Genomic DNA, 18,912 nt, shown 5'->3' with positions numbered 1-18,912 from the left:
TAATCATTCTCTGAGATAAGACGATACTTCTACTTCTAGAGGAACAAAAAACCGTGAAATAGCCCAGAATGACCAAATAGACAAAGCCAAAAGCGACCCGGGAAAGAGATCTTCCCGGGCCGCTTTTTATGGATGATGATTGCACAATGTACTTGCTTATCCCTAGCGCATCGGCAGCTCGGCACCAGCTCGTAAGTAGACGGGAATACGCTCGAGGGGAGCAGCGGCGCTAATACGCTGACCGCCCTCCAATATCTCGCCGCTCCAGGCATCTGTCCAGGAGGTGCCAGCGGGCAGATAGACTTCACGGCTACGTGCACCTTCAAATAAGATGGGGGCGACAAGCACATCTGGACCAAAGAGATACTGGTCATCGACAAGCGCAGCGACCTCATCAGCAGGAAAATCGAAGAACAGAGGACGCATAGGAGGGAGTCCTTTTTCGTGGGCCAACTGCATCTGTTGAGCTATATAAGGACGCAGGCGTTCGCGTAAGGAGAGTAGATCCTTGATGATCGCATAAGCTTCATCACCGAACGACCAGACCTCATTATCGGCTCCGCTATTAAGCATCTCTTCTGCCGATTCAGACTGTTGACGATAGCCATGCAGGCGGAAAAGCGGACAGAAGACACTATACTGGAACCAGCGCACGACAAGTTCGCGGAAATAAGGGGACGCAATATCCGCGCCATAGAAACCGCCGATATCGGTTGTCCACCAGGGGATGCCGCTGAGAGCCATATTCAAGCCTGCTCGAACCTGAGTTTGCAGAATCTCAAAAGTGCTATTGATATCTCCCGACCAGATAGCCGCACCGTAGCGCTGGCTGCCGGCCCAACCCGAGCGGCAAAGGTTAACGACTGCTCTCTCTCCAGCCTCCTGAATGTGTTCGTAGAAGCCCTTTTCATGCAGCAGCGGATAGGCATTGCCGACCGCTAATCCTGTACCGATATGGAAGCGAACATTATCGACATCCATAGGAAACATCTCCGGTTCGCAAGCATCAAGCCAGTAGGACTTAATCCCATACTCATAATAGTGCTCGCGTACCTGATCCCAGATAAACTCGCGTGCCTCGGGATTAGTCGAGTCATAGTAGTAGACACCAACCGGGCCTTCAGGACGATTATCCTGGAACGTCATCAAAGTTGACATCCCCCGCTCTGTCCGCAGCAATAATCCGCGCTCAAGCATGGGAGCAAAGTTTTCACTCAATGCGTTGACGGTCGGCCAGACTGAAACCATCAATTCGACGTTCATCTCCTTCAGTTCGCGTACCATGGCCATGGGATCAGGCCAGGCTACGGGATCAAAGCGCCAGTCGCCTTGCAGTGACCAGTGGAAAAAGTCGATCACGATCACCGATAGCGGCAGACCGCGTCGCTGGTATTCACGAGCGACCGACATCAGCTCATCCTGAGTGCGATAACGCAGCTTGCTTTGCCAGAAACCGGTTGCCCAGGCGGGGATTTCTGGAGCGTGTCCGGTAGCATCGGCATAATGTTCCATAATAGCGGCAGGAGTAGCACCAGCAGTGATCCAGTAATCAAGTTGGGGCGTCGATTCAGCGACCCAGCGGGTCTCATTTGTGCCCAATTCGACGCGTCCAATGGCCGGATTGTGCCATAGAAAACCATAGCCACGGCTGGAAAAAAGAAACGGGATCGAGACCTCACTGTTACGCTGGATCAGATCAACCGTACTCCCTTTTTGGTCTAGCAAGCCATGCTGATGTTGTCCCAGACCATACAGCCGCTCACCCGCGTAGGCATTAAAGTGCGTCTCCAGATGGTAAAGGTCGCCGTGTGTCGATTTAAAAAAGCGTGATGGAATACGGCTGGAATGGAATGGCTGCTTCTCCGCCAGCAGTTCAACTCCGCTCTCGGTGTTAAGATAACGTATTCGTCCAGACGCAGCTACATGTGCCGTAATAGCTCCATTCACCACAGTCGCTTCATTGTCGCCGATCGTGATCTGGGCATGGATCTCCTCAGAGGGAATCAGGACACTAAACAGATCATCGCGGATACCTTCGCTCACCGAAGCACGCACGCGTAGACTATCTCGTCCCCATGCTTCTATCCGCACCGTCTCGTGATTTTGTTCCCATATCAACATAGAATTCTGCTGTCGAAAACCTTGCATGACAATATACCTCTCACGCACCAATGTGTGGTCGCTTGCGCTACTCGCGGCGCCCTATAACTATATGCTCACAACGCTACTTTGCTTTGATAATCGAAGCGCTTCCTTCGTAAAAGTATAGATTGCGAAAACTAAACTGTCAAGGAGCCAAACAGGCAAGCACTTGACTTTTACTTCATCAATAGGTACGCTTATTATTCAAGCGATTGAATAACTTTTCTGTCGATCGAGTCGATCAATCAGAAGGGGAATTTGTGATTACGTCAGATACTATCAGTACGCGCCGGTCCAATATTATTGAGGCGGCCATCCGTGTCCTCGCACGTGATGGAATCGCTGAAACAACAACACGCAAAATCGCGACCGAGGCTCATGTCAATCAAGCTATGCTACGCTACTATTTCGGTAGTAAAGATGATCTTCTCTTTGCTGTGCTTCAAGCTATGATGCAACTCACGAGAGAGATTGTCCTCTCTGTCACCAACCCTCAGGCCACGTTACACGAGACAATCAAGCATAGCCTCACCGCATTCTGGCTGCACGTCGAAGCGGAGCCAGAACTACAAATCATCCAATATGAACTGACGCTCTACGCATTACGCCATCCTACCTCTGCCTGGCTGGCCAAAGAGCAATATGACGGATATTGTTCAGTCGTCGAAACGCTCTTCCGAGAAGCCTCAGACGCCCTACAGCAGCCGGAGACGCTTTCGTTTGCGGCGCTCGCCCGCTTTGTGATTGGGGGTCTGGATGGACTGATTCTGCAATACATCAGTGATCGCAATCGCGATCGAGCCAGACAGGATCTTACTCGTCTCATTGAGACAGTCATCGGCTTGACCGATGGTGTTATGCACAGTTTTCAGAAGGAGCAAAGCCATGAAAACATCAGCTGAGCCATCCTCTCCCCCGGTCGCAGAGATAGGCCCTCAACGCGACTATGCTTATTACAAGCAGGCGCTGGCGGGACAAAGCATGCCGTTTGCCTATCTTGATCTTGATCTTCTGGACCAGAATATTCGCCTGATCGCATCTCGGACAGGGGGAAAACGCATCAGGATAGCCTCCAAATCCGTGCGTAGCGTCGCCGTTTTGAAACGTATCTTTGCGGCTGACGATTGCTTTCAGGGTATCATGTGTTTTACAGCACAGGAGGCCATCTATCTTTACGCGCAAGGTTTCAATGATCTCTTGATCGGATATCCTACCTGGCAGGAGCAGGACATCACAGCGATCGCACAAGCGACTGCCAACGGGGCACATATTACACTCATGCTCGATAGCGTCGAACATGTCACGCACATCGAGTCCATAGCCAGTCGTCATCAGATACAACTCCCTGTCTGCCTCGATCTCGATATGGCCTTGAACTTCCCCAAACTTCACTTTGGCGTCTGGAGAAGTGCCGTCCGCACCCCGGAACAGGCGCGTCCCATCATCGAAAGCATCATAGCAGCGCCGCACGTCATACTCGACGGCATCATGGGCTACGAAGCTCAGGTGGCTGGCCTGGGCGATAACTATCCCAACGGAGCCCCAAGGAACAATGTGATACGCCTTCTCAAGCAACGTGCGATACGCGAGGTAGCACAGCGGCGAGCGGCGATCATCGACCTGATCCAGAGCTATGGCTTACCGCTCCGCTTCGTCAACGGCGGTGGCACGGGGAGCCTCCACACCACCCGTAAGGAGTCGGGAGTAACGGAGATTACGGTCGGCTCCGGCTTCTATGCGCCTGGTCTCTTCGACAACTATCGGGATTTTCGTTATCAGCCAGCGGCTGGCTTTGCAGTCGAGATTGTGCGTCAGCCAGGTCCTACAATATACACCTGCCTGGGCGGTGGATATGTAGCGTCAGGACCACTAAGCGGCGATAAACATCCCAAGCCATATCTGCCCACGGGAGCCCGGCTGATGCCATTGGAAGGTCCCGGCGAAGTCCAGACGCCAATCTTTTATACAGGTCCCATCAAGCTAGCGCTGGGAGATCCCATCTTTCTGCGTCACAGCAAAGCGGGAGAACTCTGTGAACGCTTTGAACATTTACTTTGCGTCTCTCATGGCGAAGTTGTCGACAAAATGACAACCTATCGCGGTGATGGACATTGCTTCCTCTAATACATATCCAACTCTTTGCAGGCTCATAACACGCAATCAGTCCATCGGCAGAGAAACAAACAGACACGCTGACCTATCTGCTCTGATACGAGTAGGTAGATCAGCAAGGAGGCATTGATGGTACAAGCAGAGACTCATCATTGGCATAACTGGTCTGGATCTGTGCAGGCAAGTCCACAACAGATCGCTACTCCGCAGAACATTGGAGAGTTAACAGAACTCGTCAAGCGTGCTGGACACGCTAGTCAGCATGTACGTGTGGTAGGTTCAGGACACTCATTTACTCCCCTGGTGCAGACCGACGATATATTAGTGTCGCTCGATCATCTGCAAGGAGTAGAAGCTGTCGATAGAGAGCACGGAACGGCGACTGTGCTCGGAGGAACAAAGCTCAAAGCGTTAGGGGATACCCTGCTGGCCCAGGGAGTAGCGCAGGAAAATCTGGGGGACATCGACGTCCAGAGTATCGCAGGAGCGATCAGCACAGGGACCCATGGTACAGGGATTCGCTTCGGAAATCTAGCCACACAGGTCGAAGAGATCACGCTACTCACAGCGGCAGGCGAGCTCCTGACCTGCTCGGCGGAACAGCATCCCGATATCTTCAAGGCCGCCCAGATCTCTCTGGGGATGCTTGGCATCATTGTAAAAATCAAGTTACGTGTGGTACCGGCCAGGCACCTACAATTCAACACGCGCCGCGAACACCTCCGCATCTGCCTTGCACAGCTTGAAGACTATAAGCAAAATTATAGCCACTTCGAGTTCTACTGGATGCCCTATACCGAATGGGTGCAGGCAAAATTTTTACATGAAACGGAGGAGAAGGCCACCGGTAGTAACTTATGGAGTTCATTCAATAAAGTCGTCCTGGAAAATGGCGTCTTCTGGCTACTCTCGGAGATCAGTCGCCTGTTTCCCCCATCCGCTCAACTCATCAGCAAGATCTCGGCCAGAGGGTTGAGTACCACCAGTGAGATAAATTATAGCCATCGCCTTTATGTGACAACGCGTGCGGTGCGCTTTCAAGAGATGGAATACAATATTCCCGTTGAGCACTTTCCCACCGTCTTGAACGAGATCCGTGCGTGCATCGACAAGCATCAGTTTGCCGTCCACTTCCCGATCGAATGTCGTTTCGTCCATGCAGACGACATATGGCTCAGTCCAGCGTATCAACGTCCATCGGCCTATATTGCCATCCACATGTACAAAGGCATGGCCTATCAGGAATATTTCCGCCACGTCGAAGAGATCTTCAAACGTTATCAGGGACGTCCTCATTGGGGCAAGATGCATACCCAAAATGCTGCCAGTCTGGCAAATCTCTATCCACACTGGCAAGACTTTCAACGCATACGAGCATCCCTTGATCCTCAAGGCATCTTCCTCAATGACTATTTACGTAACCTCTTTGGCGTCAAAGAAGCAGCGGAGGAACCTGCATTAGAGAATGATCAGTCCAGATAATCGCTTCCCTTGAAGTGCGTCATTAAGTGTATCAGATATTCTGATGACAAATACGTAAGCTATTTTTTTAAGGAGTACTATCGTGAGTGATGCATTATCTCCCTTGCAGGCACGTGATCAGCCTCCCACCCTCAACAAAGGAGTCCTTGGCCTGCGTCATGCCATCGTGATTTCGGTCGCCGTCATGTCGCCAGCCGCCTCAATCTTCTTCAATACGATTCCGCAAGCGGGGCTCGTCGGAGCGGCCATTCCACTCTGCTATGTGATTGGCTTCATCGTAGCGCTCTTTGCCGCCAATCAGTACAGCGAATTATCACGCGAGTTGCCTTCCAGCGGCTCAGCCTACACCTTTGTCGTAGAAGGGATCAACGGGCATTGGGGCTTTCTAACCGGCTGGATCGGCTTAATCGGTGTTGCTATTGGCGCACCTTATTCATTCGTCTTGATGAGCGCCAACCTTCAAGCGCTCGTCCAGCGCTGGTTTGGCGTCAACATCCACTGGACCATCTGGTTTGTGATCGCAGTTGGCATCGTTTTTGCGGCCTGCTATATAGGCATTCGCCAATCATTGAGGATCGATCTCACCTTACTCACCTTTGAGATAGGCATCTGTCTGATACTGGCGCTGTTGATCTTCTTGCATGTAGGTAGTCAGGGGGGATTGACACTCGCGCCGTTCAGTGTCAGCCAGGTACCAAAGGGGGGAGATCTCACCGTAGGCATCATCCTTGCCGTCTTGAGCTTTATTGGTTTTGAAACGGCGGCGACCCTGGGCGAGGAGACAAATGATCCTGGTCGCAACATTCCGCGTGCAATCTTTGGCTCGATGATTGTGGTAGGAGTTTTCTATGTCTTGATGGCCTATGCTGCGACCATTGGCTATGGCATTCCTAACATGGTGACTGGTTATGCGAACAATGCGGCGCCATTTGATACCATTGGCCGTCAGTTTGGAGGCAATATCTTCGCGCTACTGATTGACCTGACAGGCATATTTTCTTTCTTTGGGGCGGCACTCGCCATTGTGAATGGCGGGGCGCGCATTATGTATACGATTGGACGCGATGGCTTGCTTCCTCGTTGGACAGCACGCACGAGCAAATATCATACGCCAATTGGAGCGATTACATTCCTTTGCCTCTTTGCCCTCATCATCGGCATACCCATGGGCCTGCTGATGACTCCTATCGCCGCCTTTTCATTTCTGGGGACCCTTGACGCACTCTTTATCTTACTTATCTATATTCTCGTCAACATCGCCTGTATCCGCTTCTTCTGGCGCAAACGACGCACGCAATTTAAGATTATCCGTCACGCTGTGATCCCTGTCATCAGTACCCTGATCATGACAGCCATCTTCGTCGCAGCCTTCTTATCGCCGGGAAGTGCACCACTCAGCTTTGTGCCTTACGTGGTTGCAGCCTGGGTTCTCATCGGGCTCGTGGTATTGTTCATGTTGCGCAAGCAACTATAGTTATAGCAGAAAAGGAAGGTTGCACTACTGACGGGGATTTACAGACAAGCGTGTATCACTTCATGAATAAATTGGCTAGCAGTATGGATTTAAATGATTGGGACAGATTACTCTATATCTGGTTGAATGATGGTGAGCGGTACTCAATTTATGAAGCATTCGCTCGCAACAAACGACGAATCACCGTCTCTAGTTGATCTAGATCAAAGGGCTTCGTCAGCACGACGTCGACATCCACATCTTTCAAGGCGGGTATCCCTGCCGCGGTTAACAAGATAATTGAAGGACGCCTGCGTTTGCGAGAGGCTGCCTCTGCATAGAGTGACTTGATCAGATCAGCGCCATTCATTTTAGGCATCATGAAATCTGTAATTACCAATATAGGCCATCGTTCAAATGCCTGTGTCAGCGCTTGCTGTCCGTTTGGAGCACTATAGGGTAGATAGCCAAGGTCGCTCACAAATTCCGAGAGCAGATCCACAATTGCCTCTTCATCATCAACAATGAGGATAGAGAGCCTCTCCCTATCGTGCGGACGGCCTGCTGAGTCCCTGTCCATCATAGATTTACCTCTTCTACGACAATCTGGTCTTGGTCATTGCATGTGGGAGCGATGCTATTCCTTGCTGCTCCATCAGACCAAGTATAACCTCTTGCCCACTTTCATCTGGGGTCAGCACACTCAATCCTTCTGGAGAGACTATTTGAAACTCACGCAACATATAATCATGCGATGAAAACCGCATCTTGAGCACTGAGAGCACATTATGCAACATACCACGATACGCAATGTGCTGCAAAAGCAAGACATTCTCAGCCAAAATGGACAGAGCATCAGCCGAAAAATCTAGCTGGGTTGTAATACTCTTAGGAGTCTCTTTAAGCGCTAATAGGGTCACACCGCGTTCGCGTAAGAGGGATAATAGAGCTGCCAGATAATCTGAGCCACGCTCATGCCCACTCCCTTCCGAAATAGCCCGTTCCAGCTCAACAATGCTATCAATGATAACGCGTCTTGCCCCTGTGCGATCCAACGTCGAGAGAAGCCTCATCGCCACTTGATCGGGATCCAACTCAACTGGTTCCCAACGTTGCAGTGTCAGACCACCATTTTGAGCCAGAGCCGCACGTATTTGTTTCCCTAAAGAGAAATTCGTCGCCTTCTGGATCAATTGGGCACCCGTCTCGCGAAAGCTAAGAAATAGTGTCGCTTCCCCCTGACTCACTCCATGGAGAGCAAAATACAGCGCCATGAGCGTCTTTCCGGTACCCAGGCTGCCAGCCAGCAAAGTACTCGTCCCACGTGTCAGTCCGCCCCCCAGTTGCAGATCTAACTCCGCCAATCCAAAGCCGGCTCGCTGCATCAGTTCTGCATCAGTTCCCTCTATCGACCAATCCTCATAAAATTTTGGCCTCACAAGAGTCTCCAAACGAGGAAAGACCTGGACACCATCATCGGTTAAAAGCAAGCTGTGTTGACCACCCAGGGGAGCACGTCCCCGCACCTTAATCACTTCCAGATTACGGAAGGTACGCATCCCCATGGCTTTAAAATAAAGACCAATCAGTACATCGGCCGTCGTCATCTCAGGAAAGAGACCAGGATCATGAGGATCAGCTTCAGTGGTGATCAAGGTTGTTGTGCCACGCAAACTCATACGCGCACCCAGATCATAGAGCAGACGCCGTGCAGCCTCAAAGTCCGGTTCCATACTGCGAATACTTTGAAAGCCATCGAGCACCACCAGCTGCGCATTCGTTTGACGCACCGCTGCGATGATCTCCTGACTCGTCGCCGTCACCCCCTGCGGCAAGAACTGCTTTAAACTATAGACCTGCACCGTACTGCCAATCAGGCTCGGATCAAAGAAATTATACGAGCGCAAATGGGACAATAAGGTGGTAGTTGGCTCCGAGAGAGCGGTTAAGAGCATCACCGACTTTCCACGCTTGGCGGCCGCAAAGGCAATCTGACTTGCCAGAGTTGTCTTTCCACTGCCAGGCGGGCCAACGATGATTGATAAAGCTCCCTGGGGTATCCCTCCCCCCAATATCAGATCAAGCTGAGGCACACCAGTCAGTTCAAATTTTGTCTGCACAGGGGGCACAGACTCAGGGCCGATATCATTTATGTTACTCATCTTTTATCAATCGCACGGATACCCCTGTCTTCAGACATGGGGAGGAGTGCGCCTCCTCTTTTCTTCATCTGCAAGCCCCCTCATTCAGGCGCAGGAGACTTGACTTGCGGACCGAATACTACGGGAATAGTATGACATACAAACTACCTGAACAGCAAGTAAAATGAGGTTGAAATCACAACAGCCCGACGTTTTTGTGCCGCTCACTCACCACCAACCCAAAAGAAGTAAAGGGATCTCTTGCCACTGTAAGAGATCCCTTTACTTCTTAAGACGGCGTCTGACCACTACGAATGCAGAGAGCCACAATCATATAAATGTGTGTTTCCTGTACTTGAGCCATTCCACGTACTTGCTGCTACAGCGGTACAGTTAGTACTTACCCAGTTGGACAAATTACTTTGCGGTGAACCACCAAAGCCGCCAGCCCTGGCATCAAAACCATCAAAGCCAAAATCGAATCCTCTGCGTGCAGTATTCGTCGTACCTCGCGCCGTGTTCGCTGTTGTTCCACTCAACAGAAAGAAGCGCACTGTACCAGCAGTAATCAAACTCTTGAGCGTGCTCGTCGTCAAGATTGGATCACTACCACCAAAGCCACCCATAGCCATTACAGGCTCATTTGTAGAGAGAATAATTGCATCAGCAGTAGTCGAGCTTGGAGTCGCCACCAAAAACTTCGTACTCCCTTGATTAGTCTTCAGATAGGAGATAAGTGCGGTATCAGCTTGCGAGGAAGCATCCCCACCACCAAAGCCTGCCACGCCAGTACCATTGAAAGGATTCTGCGTCGCCGTCGCTCCATCTATGCCAGCGCGATTTCCCGCTCCAACTCCGACAAAGGCAAAAGTATTCGCACCACCGCGAGTTGTAGGACCTGCGGTAGGAAATGAAGACTCCAGATTATTGATAACCGAATAGCCAGACCAGATAGCTGGAGCAATCAATAGTACCAGCATACCGAGACCAAACACCAGACGACCAGCACTGAACAGCGATTGACGCACATTCATACGCGGCCGCAGCCTGAAGATCAGCAATACAACCACGACGATAGCCGTCCCGATACCGATCACTGGACTCAGCCACTGCGACCAATCAGGATAACTTGCCAGCATATAAATCTGTGCACCAGCCGTAACTGCCAGAGCAATCGGTAAGAGCCAGCCATGCCAGCTAGAGCCACGATAATCGTGCCACATGACAACCGCACCGATACCAACCAGCGCACTCAATCCCGGAGCCATCTCGGTCATATAGTATTGATGAAACGAAGCATCGGCCGAGAAAAAGATCGCCATCGTCAGTAGCCAGCCCCCCCAAAGCACAAGACCTAGCTGCTGATTATCTATCTGAAACCTGAAACGTCGCTGCCAGGCCAGGGCAACTATCCCTAAGAGGGCAAACGGCAAGAGCCAGGCAATCTGACCTCCCAGCGCTGTGCTAAAGAGATGAAATGGTCCAATTGCCCCTGTCTGGAAAGTGCTACCACCACCGCCAATGCCACCAGTACCTCCTCGATTCCCTCTTGTCGTACCAGATCCATCAGCAACATCAGATGTGCCGGGCTCATCGGCACGCGCTGCGAGCGTCTGCGTGCTAGAGCTTGTCGTCCCACCCGATGACTTCGATGGGCTTGCGGTTTGGGCTGTATTTATGCCAGTACTGGCGCGTGTATTTCTGCCCCCGCCCCCAAAGCCATTGCGACCAGAAGCGCCAATATGTAGGCGGCTCAAGCCATTATAGCCAAAAGCCAGATCAATTTCAGAATTATCCTGTGTCGAGCCCACATAGGGACGCTGCGAAGCCGGCGTCAGATCAACAGCTGCTGCCCATGAGAGCGAGATGAGCAACATGACCAGTGCGGCCAGCAAGAGATGCCAGATCCTCGTCCAGAGCTTGCGCGGCGCACAAAGGATGTATGTCAGGCCCAGAGCCGGCACCACAAGATAAGCCTCAGCCATCTTCACGTTGAATCCCAGACCGACAAAGACCGCCGTGAGAATTAGCCAGCGCAACTTCCCTGATTCGGCAGCATGGATCACCGCCCAGCTTGCCAGCAAGAGCACCAGCGCAAGTGTTCCATCGATAGTATTGTTGCGATCGGTTACAACGCTAATCGGCGTAATTGCCAGCAGAGCGGCGATCAGTCCAGCCACAGTCCCAAAATGTCGCTGCACCAGATAATAGAGCAACACAACCGCCAGCACGCCACATAGTGCTTGCGGCAGAAAAATACTAAAAGCGGTAAAACCAAAGATTTTTGTACTGAGTGTCTGTAGCCAGAAGCCCAGCGGCGGTTTATCAATCGTGACAAAACCACCAGGATCAAAAGAGACAAAGAAAAAGTTATGCCAATTATCCGCCATGCTCCTGACACCAGAAGCATAATAGAGATTGCCATATCCATTTTGTCCCAACTGGTAGAAATTCATAAAGATGGCGAGTAAAACAATCACCCCCAAAGAGATCTTTCCCCACCAGCTAGAGTTTTCTCTCTGCCATGACTCATCCCCAAAAGGCGATGTTAAAAAGGAGGTTGTATCGACGAGATCAGCCATACGTTATCGCAGCCTTTCCAAGGGAACATTCCCATAAGCGTTCATATTTATATTGCTCAAGCATTTTTTCCTCAGTACAAGAAAATAGTTGCATTCATCAGCTCTTACATACAGGAGAAAAGCAGTCAAAATGCACATTCTATTTTGACTTTCCTGCTATGTACAACTACTCGATCCCACACTTCACACATGCAATACCTTCTATCAGCATAAGTATAGAGAAACAACTTCAACAAACACTCTTGAAATTGTAAAGAAAATGTGAAAAGAAAGATATATTCAAAGCTATAAATATAGCTTATTCGCCCAATACATATGTATAAATAAAACATTTTCCCACCTAATATCAATCAACCCGATAATATGTATTGACATTTTTCTCTTTTTAGTGAATACTTCTAAGTAAGAGTATCTGGTGCCAAACGAAACAGAGAACTTTCTCTTTTCGAGATACTCGAGAAGGCTATGCATACGGGGGTATGGCATAGTAACTTTCACATCTATCTACTTGTATTGATGTTGTCTAAAGCACTGACATGAGATCCTTTATGCCCTTGTGCTCAGATAAGCGTCGTTATAAGCGCTTATAGACGCATTTGTGGATAAATGGTTCTTTCTGTCTACGGAAAGGAAGCCGTGTTGCGAAGACTTATTACCTCCCTCTCCTCGATGGCTGTTCTTGTTTTCCTTCTGCTAGGAACCTCGACAGCAGTATTTGCTCAATCAGAGAGCCTCACACCTGCATTCGTATCCCACAGTGTTTGTAGCCTCGCCAAAGTAGGTTTTGCTTCATGTAGTGCGATCCAGATCGACAAAAAAAATGGTGCTGTCACACCAAATGCTACCCCATCTGGTCTCAGCCCAGCAAACTTGATTTCTGCTTATAAGTTGCCTTCCTCAACTGCTGGTAGCGGACAGACGGTAGCGATTGTCGATGCATTCAACGATCCCAACGCTGAATCAGACCTGGCTGTGTATCGTGCACAATTTGGTCTGCCAGCTTGCACCACCGCCAATGGCTGCTTCAAAAAAGTCAACCAGACCGGTGGTACCAGCTATCCAAGCAATGACACTGGCTGGTCCGAAGAGATTTCGCTTGACCTCGACATGGTAAGTGCCATCTGCCCCAATTGTAAAATCATCCTTGTTGAGTCAACCAGCACATCCTTTACCAGCCTGGGTACCGCAGTGAACGAGGCCGTTGCACTGGGAGCCAATACTGTCAGCAACAGCTACGGTGGTAGCGAGTCCAGCAGCGAAACCAGTTATGCCTCTTACTACAACCATGCCGGTCATATCATCACCGCTAGCTCGGGCGATGGTGGTTATGGCGTTGAGGTGCCTGCCGCATATAACACCGTTGTTGCTGTAGGTGGTACATCACTGAGAACAAGCACATCCTCACGTGGTTGGGCTGAAACAGCATGGAACGGTGCTGGTAGCGGTTGTAGCAGATACATCGCCAAGCCCAGCTGGCAGACAGACTCAAGCTGCTCCAGAAGAACTGTCGCCGACGTCTCAGCAGTGGCTGATCCAAACACTGGTGTCTCAGTGTATGACAGCTACGGCGAAAGCGGTTGGCTCGTCTTCGGTGGCACAAGCGTTTCTTCGCCCATTATCGCCAGCGTCTACGCTCTGGCCGGTAATGCCAGCACCGTCAACGCCGCACAGTCTCTTTACTCCCATTCCAGCAGCTTGTTCGACGTGACCAGTGGCAGCAACGGCTCTTGCAGTGGAACATACCTCTGCACAGCCAAGACTGGCTATGATGGCCCAACAGGCTTAGGAACTCCTAATGGAGTAACAGCATTCTAATAGAGGAAGCGGCAAGACTACTCCTCTTGCCATATTACATGGTCCAGCCAGTACCAACGTTGTTACTGGCCGGACCAGCATCACTAATAAAAAGTTGCAGATTTACTAATTAACTCCTCTTCCAAACGTCCCCAGACCAGCGCTTCAATCTCGACATTACTTAGCGGCTGCTTACGATCCAGAGCATCGAGCATCGTTGCAGTCATCATTTGATGAAATTTGTCAAAATACACAAGTTGTTCAGCATACGGCAGCATCATTTCGAGCGCGATCTGATCTATTTCATAAAAGTCCGATGAGGCGAAAGCCAACGTCACCAGGTAGGCATAATGCTGCATCAAATCGGTACGAACCTCTGAGAGAAAATGGTTCGCCACAGTGCTAGAGATCATCAGAGCTCCAGCGACGCGACCAACATATAGTAGTGGATAAATAGCCACGCTTAGCTCCTGCTCATCGCGAGAGGAAATGAAAAGATGATGTTCTTTGCGCACATCCTGCACAAGCGCGGGATGGCAACGCGTCACAACGTCGCCAATCAGCGACTCGGCCCCCAGAAACATCGCCTCATGCTCCAGATTTCCCATCCATGGAGGTGTTCCAACACCGATGCAGCCACGTAAACTGCGTACTTTTTGCTGCGGTCCTGAAGGAGGCATACACCCAATTACCCAGATCGCCATCCCATGCCGCTCTGGATCAAGCTGCCCCAACGCGTGCTGCAAAACAAGTTGACACAGGGACCAAAAACGCATATGCGGATTGACAACGGCACGAGCCCTCAATGTACGCGCATAGATATCAGACAAGATAGTCCGAGAGAGTGTGCTAGGTCCCGACCAAACAGCATCATGTATCCCCTCCACCTCCGGCAGCAGAGCCTGCATCCGCTCTCGATACGGCGGTGACAGTACTCCAAGAAGCTGTTGCAAGTTGTGACGTCGAGGCTCAGATTTCCCATCCACCCAACGCATAAGCGTCACTGGCGAGATATGCAAAGCTTTAACCAAACGCTTCTTTTCGTTCGCATCGCAAATAATCTGCCCCAGCAGAACACGCCACGTCTGTGAGCCTGGAGATGATAGAACATGCTCTCCATCTGTATGAGCATAGGTGATTTCTTTACCCTGGACATCAGAAGACGACGCAGAGAGCATACTAGAATCTGTAAATGTGTATTCTTTGTCCAATTTCACATCTCCCCAAAACATGATTCGTATCCAAAACACCACATGGAACGCAAGATTTTCCCATATATAGCAGCATATTTCTTTATTTTTATCCATTTCAGGCTAGCGTATACACATTACGATCACCACACTATTTTCTTATATGTTCATTAATTATAGAACAATACTCTGGCTATAAAAATCAGTCAAGTGAAGGCTTCACAATACGACTGAGCATAAGAGAATTTTATTTGTGCTTATCATACGATTCACGAACAACTTTCGCATACTCTATTGTGACATCCTGGACACATTACACGTATTTCTTTAGAAGATCATAATCTGGATAGCAAAGCTTATAGATAACAAGAAAAGGATGAACCTATGCAAATCGCCTTAATTTCGGATATTCACGGCAACCTACCTGCTTTAGAGACAGTGCTACAAGATATCGCTCAAAGACAGATCAGACATATTCTCTGCCTGGGAGATGTCGCCTGTGGAGGTCCCCAACCGCATGAAGTTATCCAGCGCCTGCGTGAGGTAAATTGTCCAATCGTAATGGGTAACACCGACGACTGGCTCCTGCATCCACAACTCACCCAACATAACACGTTAGAGGAACAGAATAATCAGGATATCGAGTATTGGAGTGCTCAACAGCTCAACAAGGATGATAAAGACTTTATTCGTACCTTTGCCGCCACCTTTGAGTGGCAGATCAATGAGACAACTATGCTCCTTGGCTATCATGGCTCGCCGCGCTCGTTCCACGAGAAAATTTTACCCATCACATCTGATGAGACATTAGGGCAAGCCTATGCGCTCACATCCGCCCAACTACTGGCAGGTGGACATACTCATATGCAGATGCTACGACGCTATCAGGCACGTCTGGTCATTAATCCCGGCAGTATCGGAATGGCCTTGGATCGCACAGCTCCATCAGAAGATGTCTACAAAGCCCCCTGGAGTGAATACGCGATCCTCACTGTAGGCAAAAGTAAATTAAATACGGTTAACGTAGAATTCTGCCGGATACCCTTTGATCGCGAAGGCTTCCTGGAGACTGTTAAGCAAGTACAGATGCCTCATGCCAACTGGCTGGCCAATCGATGGGCGAAAGCATAGAGAAAATATTTTCCACTAGCCATTATCAATAGCGATCATAGACGTTCCAGGCATTACCTATGCTATAGTGATTACATAACTTATTTGTACTTGAAAGCGAAAGATAGCAAAGCGATGAGTAAACAACCGACCGTTGGCATTATCAGTCCTGGTGATATGGGCCATGCCATCGCCGGAGTACTACAAGCGCATGGACTCCGTCTGATTACCAATCTCCAAGGGCGAAGCGCTCGATCCGCCGCACTGGCATCCCAGGCGGGCATCATCGATGTTGCAGACGATGCCACCCTGGTACGGGAAGCGGATATTCTCTTATCTATACTGGTACCAGCGCGAGCGCGGGAACTAGCTGAACGTATAGCAAAAGCTGTCCAGGAGACTCAGACACATCTACTATTCGCCGACTGTAACGCCATATCGCCAGGCACGGTAAAAGCTATCGAGCAGATTGTGACGGCGACGGGCATCGATTTTGTCGACGCGGGCATCATTGGTGGACCGCCAAGCCCTGGCGCGAAGGGTCCAAGCCTATATGCCTCTGGACCTCACGCCACACAATTCGCCCAACTCAAAGAATTTGGGCTGGATATCCGTGTTCTGGGACCATACATCGGTCAGGCGTCCGCCTTAAAGATGTGCTATGCCTCGATGACCAAAGGACTAACGGCCCTCCTGACCGAAGCCTTTGCCGCCGCCGAAGCTCTTGGTCTAACCGATGCTTTATCCAGCGAGCTAGAATCGAGTCGGCCGGGCCTGCTGCGCTGGGCGGAGGGAAATGTGCCTGCCATGCCGCCCAAAGCCTATCGCTGGGTTGGCGAGATGGAAGAGATTGCACAGACGTATGCCGATCTGGGGCTACCACCACAAATCATGGCAGGAGCTGCTGCTATGTATCATTTTGTGGAGCAAACAGAGCTCGGGACAGAGACGCCAGAAAAGCGTCACAAGGGTCAGACGTTGGCCGAGGTTACCGCGATCCTGGCTGATGCATTAAAAAAAGAGGCATTGTAAGCTTTCTTTTTCTACCAAGACTCTACTAATTTCCCTTATATTCTAGAATATAAAGTCCGGCATTATAATCAGTGACGTAGAGTAATCCCTGCCGATCGACAAAGACGTCGCACGACTGGATTACTTGCGCACTTTCGGGACGCGGATCATACATACGCGCCGGTGCCGGCGGGATAAAGTGTCCGATATCTTCCGGGCGAAACGGATTCTTGATGTCAAAGACACGCACGCCCGCGTTCTGATAGGTGGCAAAGATAATCTCTGAACTCTGGAAGCTGCCTGGACGGTTCTCATGCAGGTTGTGAGGTCCAAAGTGTCCACCTTTGGCACAATAATCTTCCTCGCTCGGCGTGGGAAAGGTCGAGATGGTAACTGGATTACTGGGTTCTCGTACATCGACCACCCAGGTATACTTGACCTGATCGGAACAATTATCGGCCACACCTTCATCCGCCACGATTACCAGATCGCGATCCGGCAGCGGCAGGCTGGTATGAGTCCCACCTCCAAACGGAGGACTCCAGTTACGATGTGCAATTAACTGCGGAGCGCTGGGATCTTTGATATCGATCAATGTCAGGCCACCGTCACGCCACGAACCATAAGCCGTCGTCCCGGCGATGATCGCATGATGGAGCGCGTAACGCCTATCGGGAGCCCAGGTAGGCGTCTCGCCACCTTCGCGCCACATTCCCGGTATCCACCACTTGCCAAGCACATGCGGATGGGTTGGATCGGTCATATCGATGGTCAGAAAAATATGATCGGTATAGCCAGCCACCGATGCCGACGCGTACGCGTACGGGCCACCAACGTACCAGATGCGATGCAATCCAAAACCATTGACCGGCATAAAGCCAATCTCGCGTGGCTGATCAGGCTTAGAGATATCATAAACACGCATGCCAGCGGCAAAATCGAGCTCCTGCTTACCAAAGGTATCGGCAAAGGACTGGCTATAGTATTCCACTTTGTCGATGTGTATCTGGTCGGAATGGATATAGACACCGTTGATGACTAACAGAAGATCATCATGCGTCTGTAAGTGTAACGACCAGGTATTAGGTGGTGCCGGGATGAAGTTGACCGGCCTGGGATGCTTAGGATTGGAGACGTCGACAACGCTTACACCCTTACTAAACATATGGCCGATATAGGCATATCCTTTATGAACCATAATTTGCACGCCATCACCACGATCGCCGATATCTGAATAGCTCACAAAGTCAATATTCTTATGTGGAGAATCCTGTGGGGCATAGTTCATCAAGCATCAACCTTTCTCGCACCTTGTCACTTAGACCAGATAACATCCTCAGACTCCAGTAGCAGTATAGCATGCAGGTCAGAACTCTGTCTAATTGCTTTCAGCCCTGACATCGTAAAGACCAGATCAACACTTCATCGCTAATTCTTTGAGCTTTCGGTAGGAATCGCAACCATGATGTCATATGGTTCTGAATGAAAGACAAGTGGTTTTTTCTCAGTCAGTGAACTGGCCGCACGACCAATCATCTGGCTTAAAAAAAGAAAGTCGTAAGGAGAGAGATATAATCCTGCTTGCCCAATACGTAGAGAGACATAGTTATTATGGATACGCACGAGCGAGAACCAGGGTGCTTTCACATTTAAGGGTTTATTAGAAACCTCAGACGGTTGAAACGCTTTCGAAAGGGTTAAAAGATTCTCACGTGTGAGGTGAATAGTCATGATATCCCAACCCAAATGGATCGTTCCATGCTCGCACTGAGCAATATATCGTTGTTCTTCGAGCTCAGCCAGCATTATTAGATGTTGACACACAGTTATCTCACTTTCACTCGCCTCCCATTTTGTGCTATCTGCACAGAGAGAAGACAGATTCATGGTTCATT

The 18,912-nt window shown here is 50.1% G+C and carries 14 protein-coding genes; 7 read left to right on the top strand and 7 right to left on the bottom strand.

The annotated features are described in order from the left end of the window. Positions 1 to 162 precede the first annotated feature (162 nt). On the bottom strand, positions 163 to 2,148 hold the full coding sequence (locus tag AC27N8_RS12170; protein ID WP_487067310.1) for a glycoside hydrolase family 31 protein: 1,986 nt from the start codon (positions 2,146 to 2,148) through the stop codon (positions 163 to 165). 254 nt (positions 2,149 to 2,402) lie between these two features. Here AC27N8_RS12170 and AC27N8_RS12165 point away from each other — a divergent pair, with 254 nt between their 5' ends. The 4 genes from AC27N8_RS12165 (at position 2,403) to AC27N8_RS12150 (ending at position 7,210) form a co-directional block, all read left to right on the top strand. Beyond that, positions 2,403 to 3,044, top strand: a complete 642-nt coding sequence (locus AC27N8_RS12165; protein ID WP_487067308.1) for a TetR/AcrR family transcriptional regulator — start codon at positions 2,403 to 2,405, stop codon at positions 3,042 to 3,044. Further along, positions 3,028 to 4,266 (top strand): amino acid deaminase/aldolase, encoded by a 1,239-nt coding sequence (locus tag AC27N8_RS12160; RefSeq protein WP_487067306.1) that lies wholly within the window; start codon positions 3,028 to 3,030, stop codon positions 4,264 to 4,266. Before AC27N8_RS12165 ends, AC27N8_RS12160 begins: the two co-directional genes overlap by 17 nt. A gap of 117 nt (positions 4,267 to 4,383) precedes the next feature. Next, entirely contained in the window at positions 4,384 to 5,736 is a 1,353-nt protein-coding gene (locus tag AC27N8_RS12155) for a D-arabinono-1,4-lactone oxidase (protein ID WP_487067304.1), read from the top strand. 82 nt (positions 5,737 to 5,818) lie between these two features. Further along, positions 5,819 to 7,210: an APC family permease gene (locus tag AC27N8_RS12150; RefSeq protein WP_487067302.1), complete on the top strand. Its 1,392-nt coding sequence runs from the start codon at positions 5,819 to 5,821 to the stop codon at positions 7,208 to 7,210. A gap of 148 nt (positions 7,211 to 7,358) precedes the next feature. Here AC27N8_RS12150 and AC27N8_RS12145 read toward each other — a convergent pair whose 3' ends face one another. From AC27N8_RS12145 to AC27N8_RS12135, 3 genes are all read right to left on the bottom strand, one after another. Next, on the bottom strand, positions 7,359 to 7,772 hold the full coding sequence (locus AC27N8_RS12145; RefSeq protein ID WP_487067300.1) for a response regulator: 414 nt from the start codon (positions 7,770 to 7,772) through the stop codon (positions 7,359 to 7,361). A 13-nt stretch (positions 7,773 to 7,785) separates the two neighbouring features. Continuing rightward, on the bottom strand, positions 7,786 to 9,351 hold the full coding sequence (locus AC27N8_RS12140) for a DUF7125 family protein (RefSeq protein ID WP_487067298.1): 1,566 nt from the start codon (positions 9,349 to 9,351) through the stop codon (positions 7,786 to 7,788). A 287-nt stretch (positions 9,352 to 9,638) separates the two neighbouring features. Continuing rightward, entirely contained in the window at positions 9,639 to 11,912 is a 2,274-nt protein-coding gene (locus tag AC27N8_RS12135; protein WP_487067296.1) for a glycosyltransferase family 39 protein, read from the bottom strand. Positions 11,913 to 12,518: 606 nt separating this feature from the next. Here AC27N8_RS12135 and AC27N8_RS12130 point away from each other — a divergent pair. Then, a complete protein-coding gene (locus AC27N8_RS12130) occupies positions 12,519 to 13,727 on the top strand; it encodes a S53 family peptidase (protein WP_487067294.1) in 1,209 nt (402 codons plus the stop codon). An 83-nt stretch (positions 13,728 to 13,810) separates the two neighbouring features. Here AC27N8_RS12130 and AC27N8_RS12125 read toward each other — a convergent pair whose 3' ends face one another. Then, on the bottom strand, positions 13,811 to 14,917 hold the full coding sequence (locus AC27N8_RS12125; protein ID WP_487067292.1) for a GAF domain-containing protein: 1,107 nt from the start codon (positions 14,915 to 14,917) through the stop codon (positions 13,811 to 13,813). A 363-nt stretch (positions 14,918 to 15,280) separates the two neighbouring features. Here AC27N8_RS12125 and AC27N8_RS12120 point away from each other — a divergent pair, with 363 nt between their 5' ends. Together AC27N8_RS12120 and AC27N8_RS12115 are read left to right on the top strand one after the other, a co-directional pair. Beyond that, positions 15,281 to 16,027, top strand: coding sequence for a metallophosphoesterase family protein (locus AC27N8_RS12120; RefSeq protein WP_487067290.1), 747 nt, complete (start codon positions 15,281 to 15,283; stop codon positions 16,025 to 16,027). A 114-nt stretch (positions 16,028 to 16,141) separates the two neighbouring features. Next, on the top strand, positions 16,142 to 17,038 hold the full coding sequence (locus AC27N8_RS12115) for an NAD(P)-dependent oxidoreductase (protein ID WP_487067288.1): 897 nt from the start codon (positions 16,142 to 16,144) through the stop codon (positions 17,036 to 17,038). A 25-nt stretch (positions 17,039 to 17,063) separates the two neighbouring features. Here AC27N8_RS12115 and AC27N8_RS12110 read toward each other — a convergent pair whose 3' ends face one another. Further along, entirely contained in the window at positions 17,064 to 18,305 is a 1,242-nt protein-coding gene (locus AC27N8_RS12110) for an LVIVD repeat-containing protein (protein ID WP_487067286.1), read from the bottom strand. A 140-nt stretch (positions 18,306 to 18,445) separates the two neighbouring features. Then, on the bottom strand, positions 18,446 to 18,841 hold the full coding sequence (locus tag AC27N8_RS12105; RefSeq protein WP_487067284.1) for a hypothetical protein: 396 nt from the start codon (positions 18,839 to 18,841) through the stop codon (positions 18,446 to 18,448). Between the last annotated feature and the right edge of the window lie 71 nt (positions 18,842 to 18,912).

Source organism: Dictyobacter sp. Z7_2, from assembly GCF_057551105.1.
This window is presented reverse-complemented; position numbering and strand designations above follow the sequence as displayed.